Source organism: Photobacterium kagoshimensis (assembly GCF_050337045.1).
Taxonomy (GTDB): domain Bacteria; phylum Pseudomonadota; class Gammaproteobacteria; order Enterobacterales; family Vibrionaceae; genus Photobacterium; species Photobacterium kagoshimensis.
In genome coordinates this window covers 112,188-123,104 of sequence record NZ_JAKJSO010000021.1, presented here as the reverse complement: position 1 = coordinate 123,104, position 10,917 = coordinate 112,188, and the positions used below count along the sequence as shown (strand labels likewise).

The following is a 10,917-nucleotide window of genomic DNA, read 5'->3' as shown; positions in this document are numbered from 1 at the left end:
CCTTATCTATTTTTTTTGGCTGAAACATTAGCCTTTCTTCTTCGGGAATAGCAGCTAACACCTCAGATTTAAAAACAAATTTTTCAACATCATGACGAGCATCTTTAGGATCATACTCATCGATAAGACTGCGTTCAAAATCAACGCAATCAACTCTGTCGTAATAATTGAAGGTCCAGTAACCTTCAAGGTAGTTATTGTCATCATCGATAATCACAGAGGGGTACAATTGCAAATGACGGATATTGAAGCCTTTTATATCTTCATATATTTCATCACGCACAACCAAGGTCGATATATTAATGTGCGCTTTACTGTATAAACGCGTTACCCCTCTTGCCTTATCTTGCTCTTTGTAGCCATTTTCAAAAAATAGGGGCTCTTCGCCAAAGCGTAATTTATCAAACTCAAAGTCCCTATCCGCACTTTTTTTCAATGCCTTCAAATATAATGTTTGTGGATTGAACTTTTTAAACACCAAGTAGTATTCATTTTCAAAATCATTCATTTTGTCACCTTAGGGGTCCAACTTTCACCACAGTAAATTTAAACAAACGCGCTAAGGCCACCTTAATGGTAATGGCGTTCGACATTACCATCAAAACTAAACCAGACGTCTCAATGACCGATTAAAACTGCTTGCCGTATTCCCAATCTGCCACTTTAATAAATCGGAGGGTGTCGACATTGTGTTTATTAAAAATATCAACTATCTTCTTGTGAAAAATCGTGTAGTCTTTATTTGCATTCGCAGGCATAATTATCAGCCTTTCCTCTTCGGGAATAGCAGCTAAAATATCAGGCTTAAAGATGAATTTTTCCACATCATGATCTTCACCATTAGGGTCATAATCTTCGACAGTGCTACGTTCAAAGTCAACGCAATCAACTCTGTCGTAATAATTGAAGGTCCAGTAACCTTCAAGGTAGTTATTGTCATCATCGATAATCACAGAGGGGTACAATTGCAAATAACGGATATTAAAGCCTTTTATATCTTCATATATTTCATCACGCACAACCAAGGTCGATATGTTTTCATGAGCCTTGCCATATAAACGCGTTACCCCTCTTGCCTTATCTTGCTCTTTGTAGCCATTTTCAAAAAATAGGGGCTCTTCGCCAAAGCGTAATTTTTTATATCTATACCTTCTATCCGCACTTTTTTGCAACGCCGTTAAATATAATGTTTGAGGGTTAAATTTTTTAAACACCAAGTAGTATTCATTTTCAAAATCATTCATTTTGTCACCTTAGGGGTCCAACTTTCACCACTGTAAATTTAAACAAACGCGCTAAGGCCACTTTAATGGTAATGGCGTTCGACATTACCATCAAAACTAAAACCAGACGCCTCAATGAGCGATTAAAACTGCTTGCCGTATTCCCAATCTGCCACTTTAATAAATCGGAGGGTCTCTACATTGTGTTTATTAAAAATATCAACTATCTTCTTGTGAAAAATCGTGTAGTCTTTATTTGCATTCGCAGGCATAATTATCAGCCTTTCCTCTTCGGGAATAGCAGCTAAAATATCAGGCTTAAAGATGAATTTTTCCACATCATGATCTTCACCATTAGGGTCATAATCTTCGACAGTGCTAAGGTCAAAATCAACGCAATTAACCCTGTCGTAATAATTGAAGGTCCAGTAACCTTCAAGGTAGTTATTGTCATCATCGATAATCACAGAGGGGTACAATTGCAAATAACGGATATTAAAGCCTTTTATATCTTCATATATTTCATCACGCACAACCAAGGTCGATATGTTTTCATGAGCCTTACCATAAAAACGTGTTACCCCTCTTGCCTTATCTTGCTCTTTGTAGCCATTTTCAAAAAATAGGGGTTCTTCACCAAAGCGTAATTTTTCAAACTCAAAATATCTATCCGCGCTTTTTTGCAACGCCGTTAAGTATAATGTTTGTGGGTTAAATTTTTTAAACACCAAGTAGTATTCATTTTCAAAATCATTCATTTTGTCACCTTAGGGGTCCAACTTTCACTGTACATGATTATTTTTTTATACGCGTTACTGCTCTGGTAGCGATAATCGACACCAGATACATAAAGTTGCTTATAGTGCGCTCTGCCATGCTCGCAAGCGGTAGCATTAAACCTGGCATCTTTAACTTCAAAGCAATTACCACAACCAATGTTGTTACCATGTTTAAAATTCAGGTATAGTTCTGTAAGGGGTAACTGAAATCGAGTTATTTTCTTTAAAATATTTTTTGCGACAGGGTTTAACAATTGATGAATATCATGAGAGGTCTCTCTCTTTTTTGTTTTTCCATAGCAGCGTTCGATTTTAACCTCTAGATAAACTAATGATTTTGAAACTTCGTCATGATAAGGCTCTTCTCCTGGCGGTTTAAATATATGATCGCCTCGGTGCAATTGTGTTTTTAACTGGCAAGCACCAGGTAATGTCGCGGGAAAGCCCACCAAGTTATTCAAATCATTAATATCAAAACCTTTCTTTACAAGTAATTTACCTAATTTTGATAAGTTAACCGCTTCTTTTGATATTAAATGGTGGGTATCCATATGGATGCCGTGATTAAAAGGGTGGCTAGGTATTTTCTTGACATTGGTCACCCAACGCCTTCTATAGTTTTTCTTTTCAATTTCACCATCAATAAAATCGCTTTCTGATGCGTCTGGCGTCATTGTTATATTCATTATTTATACTCTATCTCACCGAGCAGACTCGCTGGTGTTTTATGATCACCTTTACAAATACGGCATTTTTTATTGCGTTCAATATTTTTCTTTTCTATCTCGAGTGTTTTATCACTCGCGGTTGGGTACTTACCTAATGGGCGCTTAACTAACAGTGAACCTGTTTTTTCTAAATCTTCTGTCACTTTAGTAATGGTTTTTATTGTTAATTTCACTGAATTTAATGCTTCAACCGCTTTAGGTACGTTTTGTATCTTTCTAGTGTTATTCGCATATTGCGCTAATTTAGCCGTCCACATTGCCGATCTTGCAGCAACCCCAGCCCCTAGGGTGAAGAAAGCCAGCGTTAATGTTAGTACTAATTCCAATAAAACATACACGCCATACTTACCACCATAATAGGCATAAAAGTTAGGCGGAATAGCTTCTAAAATCAGGCTAATATAAGCAGAAAAAGTAAGGGCCGTATTGTGTTCTTGAATTAATGCTAATACTAAAGGAAACTTTTCACTTTCTTTAATTTCACGAGCCCATTCAGGATCTAATTCAGTTACAACATCATCGATAAATTTTTCTATACCATCGATATCACTGTTCGCAATCATCTGCGGTAACGCTAGAATTTGCTTATGGTTTACCGCAATCACTTGGGCTTTATGGCCAGCCGTGACCACATCATCAAAAACAGATTCAGCCCCTTGTAACAGTTCTCGAAGATCACTCTGTTTCTCGGTAATCGTCTGCTCAACCTCGTCATATAACCGTGCGCTAATCCAAGTAACGTTTTGCATATTACCGTGTTCATCGGTAATCGCATTGGTGATCGCTTGATATTTATCCTCGGCATAGTTGTAGGTAAAATCGAGAGAATCAGATAACCCAGTAGCCAGAAACTCTCCTGTTTCTTGCCAAGTTTTAATACTAAATAAGTCCGTTAAATCATTTCCCCACGATTTGGCCCCTGCTAGTAAACCATCGTCTAGCGTTGCAAGCCCGTTGAGTTCCCATTCTTGTTGAAACCCACTCATGCTATCGACTAATTCATGGTAAAGGCCATCCAAGTCAGACTGTATCGTGTTTGTGCTCTCGGCAATCTGTTGTTCTATGCCTCTGACACCTTTAAGTTCAACAACAACTTGATTCGCTTGTGGGGCAAGATCGGTCAGTACGGTTATACCTGCTTCTTTATTTGCTAAAGAATACTCTGCCGCGGGTTTATCAAGTGAGTAAGTGTTTTTTACATTGCCTTGCTCTAAGCTAATCGCTTCTTGATGAAGCTCGCCATCCACCTCGACGTCTATATTTTCTGCGGGGAGTGGCGTTCGCCAAAGGTCATCATAATTGGCGCAGATTTTAAGCCACTTGGGTTTATTTTCTATAACAGGCGCTGCGATCGAATTGGGTGGTATAGCGTTAGTTGAACTTGAACGAGAATCTGCTTCTGGGGTTTCACTCGCGCTATCGTCTTCACCTTGTTCAAGGTTACTTGAAGATTGAGAAGAAGATACAGTGCCTGACGCTGGCGTAAAATGAGCATCATCGCCTATTAATACCGTTCCGCACCCAATGACAATTTTGCCGCCGTGCGCTGTCGCATCTCCCATTCTGGCTGCGGGCTTACCGTTAATAAAGACAGTCGCTGAACCTTCCTTTATTGTATCAGGGGGGCCAATACACATGACTTTATCGCCCTAACAAGCAGCAGGCATGCCTCCAATAAAAACGTTAGCTGAGCCAGTAACAACAGGCCCACCAACGTGAGGAACTTTTGAGGTTGTTTTGGGGCAAGTATGATGATCCCCGATTCGCGCAGCAGGTTTTCCCATGATTAATCAGCTAATTCAAATATCTAAAATTAGCTATATAAAATACGCTCATTCGAACAAAGAGATTGCTGATAAATAATAAATATCGAGCGACTTCAAACAATTAACTTTCATTAATGTAAGTAGTTTCATTACTATTTACAAATTATTCACAGATATAATTAAGCCCCGCAATTGCGAGGCTTATTTGTATATATTGCTTGTGTTTTCGTGAATATTTACAACACGATACCAGCAAAAATGAAACCAAAGATGATGCTGAATACCATACTCAGCAAGCCAGGGATCATAAAGCTGTGGTTGAAGATATACTTACCAATGTTAGTGGTACCTGTACGGTCAAAGTCAATTGATGCGATGATTGGACCGTAGTTTGGAATAAAGAAGTAACCGTTAACCGCAACAAACGTCGCAATGATCACTGCTGGTGGAAGACCTAATGCAATCGCTACAGGAACCAATACCGCGGTGGTAGCGCCTTGGCTGTTTACCATCACAGATAAGCCAAATAGTGCAAATGCGAATGTCCATGGCGCTACTTCAACCAAACCCGATACGGCTTCTTTTACCATGTCGCCATGACCACCAATTAAGGTGTCACCTAACCATGCGATACCAAAGATAGCGACGATCGCACGCATACCTGCATGGAACACAGAGCCTTGGGTAATAGCGTAGCCATCTGGCTTACAGATCAAAATAATCAGTGCCGCAATAGACAGCATTACGATTTCAATCGTATGCGCCATCCCCATCACATGGCCATCAAAACTTGGGCGTAATGACGGGAAGGCACCCATTACAACAACGGACAATGCACCAAACAAGAATAAACCAACCGCTTTGGTTGCTTCTGGTTTGATTTCGATCTCTTCAACTTTCACTTCTGCTTCCATTTCTGCACGGAACGCAGGATCTTGTAAGCGACGTTGATATTCTGGATCGTCTTTTAGCTCTTTACCTAGCTTATTCACAATCACACAAGCTGCAGCTAAACCAAGGAAAGTTGCAGGAATTGTTACCATCAATACATTGGCTAGTGTAATACCTTGTGGTTCCAGGAAAGCCACCAATGCAACAACTGCGGCCGCAATTGGGCTGGCAACAATTGCAAATTGTGAGGCAATAACCGCCATCGCCAATGGACGCTCAGGACGCACACCACTACGACGACTCACTTCAGCAATAACAGGTAAGACGGAATAAGCAACGTGACCCGTACCCGCCATCATGGTGAATACGTAAGTAACGATAGGTGCAATAAAAGTAATTTGGCGTGGGTTTTTGCGTAAAATGTTTGAAGCGATTTTGATTAAATAATCTAAACCACCTGCTGCTTGCATAGATGCCGCTGCAGCCACTACCGCCATGATCATTAGCATCACGTCAATCGGTGGACTTGTTGGCTGCATACCAAACACAAAGCTCAGTATCGCCAGACCAACACCACCCATAACACCAAGACCAATCCCGCCGATGCGGGCACCGATCAAGATACAACCCAATACAATTAAAAATTCAACTAAAAACACATCAATCTCCCTGATGATAATATTTAAACCAGTACAAAATTCTGCAGGCATCATACTGATTTCATCAAAGTGGCAACTGCACATTCATCACACAAATAGTTATTCAACCCTGCTATTTGCATGGTTATTGAGCACTATCAAATTAAGCGCATTAAAATTAATTGAATACATACATTTGTGTGCTTCAGCCGCTGAAGATCAGAGTCATATATCACCCAAAAGGAAGGAGTTTGGTTGAAAACACCACACAAATCATAAAAACACACAAATTAATAGAAATGATAATTGATCTCATTTCTATTTAAGCGCATGATGCCCTCTTATTTTTCGTAGCTATTTTTCGCTACATCCAAAAAGCAAGAAGGCGAACAATGAAGCGTAGTGCCCTATTTTTTCTTATTTCGAGTTTTCCTATGTGTGCGTTCTCTACCTCAGAGATAGCACATCATTCTGAATCTAACTCACTTGAAAGGATATCGGCACAACTGAGTTCAGCAGTATCACAGCAACAAGCAGACGCCTTTTCTTGGCTAAGAGATGACACGCGTCAGTCTGAAAAAATCCGACAGTTCCTCAATAAGCACAATCAACAAGCTGCATTTTTTTTAACAAAGCAAGCTGCGTTGCAACAACAACTATTGAATGAATGGCAGACAAATGCCCCTAAAAAAGCAGAGAAACCTTGGCTTGTTCGCGGTGATGTGAAATATCGATTTGAAACACGTAAAGGTGAGCGCGTATTAGTTGAGCAACCGATCACCCAAGACATCGCCAAGACAAAAGAGCGGATTGTCTTCAACCTGACTCAGCGTGCAGCTCAGTCTGATTTCTACTCTCTAGGTAGCTGGCTACTGAGCCCGAATAAACGCTTTATTGCGGTGACGGAAGATGTGCGTGGTGATCGTAATTACGCTGTCACTGTGATTGATACCCACACCCAGCAGACTTATGCCCTTATCAATCATGTAAGTACTGAACTGATCTGGGGAAATGATAACGACACCCTCTATGTAATAGCAAATGAAGCAGGTACATACCGCCCTTATCAACTCGTTAAAACCCAAGTATCCGCTCCCCAAAAAGTAGATGTATTACTCGAAGAGACGGATCCCGCTTGGCTACTTTCAAGCTATCAAACCAGCAATGAAAAATACGCGATTATTCAAAGTAATAATCACGATACCAGCCAGCAACAACTACTCGACACACAGACTGGTGAGCTACACAGCAGCTTACAAAAACGAGTTTCGGGTAACGAGTACTACAGCGATATCAGCGGTGAACAAATCATCAGCCTGAGTAATCACCAAGGACACTTTGGCTTATACCAAGGCAAGCTGGGAGCTAGCATTCAATCTTTTGCACCTTTGTTCATCCCTGAACCACAGACAGAAATCAAAAACTGGCATGTCTTTAACGCAGGTGTTGCGCTTGTCATCACCCAGCAAGGGAAAGATACCTTATTAGTGATAAACCACAGTGGTGATGAAACATTCCGTCGTCCGTTATCTGCCAATGGCAAAGTCGCGTGGCTATCAAATAATGGTGACGCTGCTAGTAATCTTGTTCGTATCCGATCAATGTCGATGACAACCCCGCCAACGTGGTCGGAGTTTAATATCGAAACAGGCAAAGAGCGGTTACTGTCACAAGATAGCTATCCGTCGATCACACCAAGTAATTACACTTCAACCCAAATTACGGTAAATGCCAATGGTGTTAATGTGCCAGTCTCACTGGCGTATCGAAACGATAAAGTGAGCCCAGATAGCCCAGTGTTTCTTTATGGTTATGGCGCATACGGCACGCCAATGAAACCTTACTTTATGCCGCAGGTAATTAGCCTACTGGATCAAGGGGCGATTTATGCCATTGCCCACGTTCGCGGTGGTGGGTACTTGGGTGATGCGTGGTATCAAGCAGGCAAGGGGATAAATAAACCCAATAGTATTAAAGACTTCCTTGCTACCGCTGAAGTGATGCAGCGCTATGTGCCAAGCCGTGATTCTTTGTCTTCTTCATCTCACGATGCTTCGTCAGCAAAATCGCATACGCGAGTTAAGCGTGACATTTTGGCTATCGGGGGCAGTGCTGGTGGCACACTGGTCGCAGCCGCGATCAATGCTCAGCCCACGTTGTTCCGTGGCGCGGTTTTACAAGCCCCGTTTGTTGATGTGATCAATACCATGGCAGATCCTTCGCTTCCCCTTACTCAGCAAGAGTATCAAGAATGGGGTAACCCCGCCAAAGCCAGTGATCGCAAAGTCATGGAAACCTACAGCCCGTACGACAATATTAGTGCGCAAGCTTACCCACCAATGTTAGTGCGAGTCGGCTTGCATGACAGCCAAGTCCCCTATTGGGAAGGGGCTAAGTTTGTAGCCAAATTACAGCAGCAAAGCACGGCAAATAATCCCTATTTGCTCACCACAGACTTTAAGGCTGGCCATCAAAAAAATCGGCGCACCGCGCAAGCAGCTCAAGCGATGGAGTACGCATTCTTGCTTAATCTTAGTCAGCAACACCCATCATCACCTACGGTGACAACAACAAATAAGTAATACCGCATGGATAGTCGAGACTACCAATGACTATCCAAGCGATATCACCCGATCATTACATTAATAGCATCGACGCCTAGTTAGAGAATAACAACATGAAACTACACCCTATCGCCTTCGCTGTTCTCAGCGGATTGGCTTCGCACGCCTACGCTTCAGAGTTAACGACACATTCAGTGGAAAATACGCCAGTTAACGTAGCTGAAAATAACATTTCAGCAAATACCACTCAGATGGAAACCGTCATAGTAACGGCGACAAAAATCGAACAACCGCTATCGAAAACCAGTGGGTCGGTGTCTGTTATTTCCAGCGAACAAATCAAACGAGAAGGCGCAACTGAGCTGTATGATGCGCTGAATCATGAGCCAGGTGTTAGCGTAACAGGCGGTGCAGGACGACCACAAAATATTACGATTCGAGGTATGACTGGTAACCGTATCGCGATCATCAAAAATGGTGTCAAAGTCGGTGATGGCTATGGGGCGGCAGACTTAAATGACATCGCAGGCCGTAACAGTTTTGACCTCTCTAACGTCAAGCAAATCGAAGTGATTAAAGGTGCGGGATCATCACTTTATGGATCTGGCGCTATTGGTGGCGTGGTGGTGGTAACGACCAAACAACCGGGTGATTATTTAGGTACCAAAGACAGCCATTATGAAGCCAGCGCAAGCTATGCCGGGATCAGTGACAAACAAAAACTCAGCACCACGATAGCGCAACGTTTTGGCGATCATGAAAGTTTGCTGCTGCTATCAGGCTGGAAAGGCGGTGAAACACGTAACTATAATCGCGACCTCTACGATCGTGAACTTGAAGGCTACAGCACTGACTTTACCCACAACTACTTTTTAAACGATCTCGTGATGCTTAAAGGTACCGTGTCTTACTACAAAGAGACCATGGAACGTAACGATGGCATGGCGCCTGTGCAAGAAGATGGCCGCTGGGAAGCGAAACAATATTTCGAAGACGGTAAAAGTACCAGCTTTGATGCGCAAGTGGGGGCTGAAATCGAGAGTCTGGATAACCTGTTTCTTGATAGCGCAGACATCAAAGTCTACTACCGAGAAACAACCAGTGACACCTACAAAGACATCTTCATGCAGCGTGCGCATCAAGGCATTACCGAGAAGCGCCGTCAAGTTGAGCAACGTCTCTACAAAGACAACTTATTAGGCTTCTCGGCAGATCAAAGCAAAGATTTTCAACTGTCTGATAATACCGAACACCAGCTCACGTGGGGTATACAGTTTGAGCAAAATAAATATAAACGTCCGATCAACAAAAACATCTATGACTGGCGAGGTACAACTGGACTAAGCAAAGATTCCTTTGCCGATGCCACTATGCTTACCGCAGCCGTATTCATTCGCGATCAAATTAAATGGCAAGAGTGGACGATCACACCAGGGGTGCGCTTCGATCGCCAACAACTGAGCCCAACAGGTAACGCCAATATTGGCGGTATACAGATCAACGAAAACAACAGTAGCGAAGTCTCTCCGAGCCTCTCAGTGGCTTATCAATTTACGCCAGCGCTAAACAGCTACCTAAGTTACTCACACGGTTTTAGAGCGCCAGCGTACGACAAAACATACGGTTATGTGCCACACCTGTTTAACCCATTGAAACCTTTCATCATCATCCCAAACTCGGAGCTTAAACAAGAAACAAGCGATAACTTCGAACTAGGCAGTAAATATGATGACGGTCGATTCTCGCTGTATGCCGCTGTTTTTTACACAAAATTCAAAGACTTCATCGAACAAAAGATGATAGGCCAAGCGGCGGATAAAACCCACTGGCTATTCCAATACCAAAACTTAGAAGGGGTAAAAACCTACGGTTTTGAGCTCTCGTCTGCTTACCAGCTAACAGAAGCTTTCAAGCTGTCTGGCAAGCTAGGTCTGGTCGATGGTAAAGACGGCAATGGCGAGCCAATTCGTACCCTGACCCCATTAGAAGGCAACATCCAGCTTGATTATAGCGTAAAAAATATTACCGCCTTCTCACGCTTGAATTTCGCCGCAGCAATGCCAATGGATCGTACCCCTAAATGTTACAACAACGTCGAGATGCAAATCCCATGTGCGACGACCGGTAACTGGGCTTCGCTGGATCTCGGCGCGAGCTACCAAGTCAGCGACAACTTCACCCTATATGCCACTTTGATCAATGCATTCAACAAAGAATACATCCGCTACCAAGATGTGGCAGGCATTGGCGAAGATTCTAAGTCTTATTCAACCGAGCCAGGCCGTTATTTCAACATCAATGCTACTTATCAATTCTAAGGATGGATGC

7 protein-coding genes and 1 pseudogene are annotated in these 10,917 nt (G+C 42.4%); 2 read left to right on the top strand and 6 right to left on the bottom strand.

Annotated elements, in window-relative coordinates:
• The 6 genes and pseudogenes from L4C35_RS19065 to L4C35_RS19040 all read right to left on the bottom strand — a co-directional run.
• The coding region (locus tag L4C35_RS19065; RefSeq protein ID WP_428464385.1) for a hypothetical protein at positions 1-508 on the bottom strand (508 nt) is incomplete at its 3' end.
• Positions 509-629: 121 nt separating this feature from the next.
• Positions 630-1,244, bottom strand: a complete 615-nt coding sequence (locus L4C35_RS19060) for a hypothetical protein (protein WP_428464384.1) — start codon at positions 1,242-1,244, stop codon at positions 630-632.
• A 122-nt stretch (positions 1,245-1,366) separates the two neighbouring features.
• Entirely contained in the window at positions 1,367-1,981 is a 615-nt protein-coding gene (locus tag L4C35_RS19055; RefSeq protein WP_428464383.1) for a hypothetical protein, read from the bottom strand.
• Positions 1,978-2,688 (bottom strand): AHH domain-containing protein, encoded by a 711-nt coding sequence (locus L4C35_RS19050; protein ID WP_428464382.1) that lies wholly within the window; start codon positions 2,686-2,688, stop codon positions 1,978-1,980. The genes L4C35_RS19055 and L4C35_RS19050 overlap by 4 nt, the downstream gene beginning before the upstream one ends.
• Positions 2,689-4,229: 1,541 nt before the next feature.
• A pseudogene (locus L4C35_RS19045) lies at positions 4,230-4,514 on the bottom strand (PAAR domain-containing protein); the annotation flags it as partial.
• Between the two features lie 218 nt (positions 4,515-4,732).
• On the bottom strand, positions 4,733-6,046 hold the full coding sequence (locus tag L4C35_RS19040) for an anaerobic C4-dicarboxylate transporter (protein WP_428464381.1): 1,314 nt from the start codon (positions 6,044-6,046) through the stop codon (positions 4,733-4,735).
• Between the two features lie 371 nt (positions 6,047-6,417).
• Here L4C35_RS19040 and L4C35_RS19035 point away from each other — a divergent pair, with 371 nt between their 5' ends.
• Positions 6,418-8,607 carry a prolyl oligopeptidase family serine peptidase gene (locus tag L4C35_RS19035; protein ID WP_428464380.1) on the top strand — a complete coding sequence of 730 codons (2,190 nt, stop codon included), beginning with the start codon at positions 6,418-6,420 and terminating at the stop codon, positions 8,605-8,607.
• A gap of 95 nt (positions 8,608-8,702) precedes the next feature.
• A complete protein-coding gene (locus tag L4C35_RS19030; RefSeq protein ID WP_428464379.1) occupies positions 8,703-10,907 on the top strand; it encodes a TonB-dependent hemoglobin/transferrin/lactoferrin family receptor in 2,205 nt (734 codons plus the stop codon).
• The last annotated feature ends 10 nt before the right edge of the window (positions 10,908-10,917 follow it).

Coding starts and splice junctions, on each gene's coding strand:
- L4C35_RS19055 (WP_428464383.1), bottom strand. CDS start 1,981: ATGAATGATTTTGAAAATGAATACTACTTGGTGTTTAAAAAATTTAAC.
- L4C35_RS19060 (WP_428464384.1), bottom strand. CDS start 1,244: ATGAATGATTTTGAAAATGAATACTACTTGGTGTTTAAAAAATTTAAC.
- L4C35_RS19030 (WP_428464379.1), top strand. CDS start 8,703: ATGAAACTACACCCTATCGCCTTCGCTGTTCTCAGCGGATTGGCTTCG.
- L4C35_RS19035 (WP_428464380.1), top strand. CDS start 6,418: ATGAAGCGTAGTGCCCTATTTTTTCTTATTTCGAGTTTTCCTATGTGT.
- L4C35_RS19050 (WP_428464382.1), bottom strand. CDS start 2,688: ATGAATATAACAATGACGCCAGACGCATCAGAAAGCGATTTTATTGAT.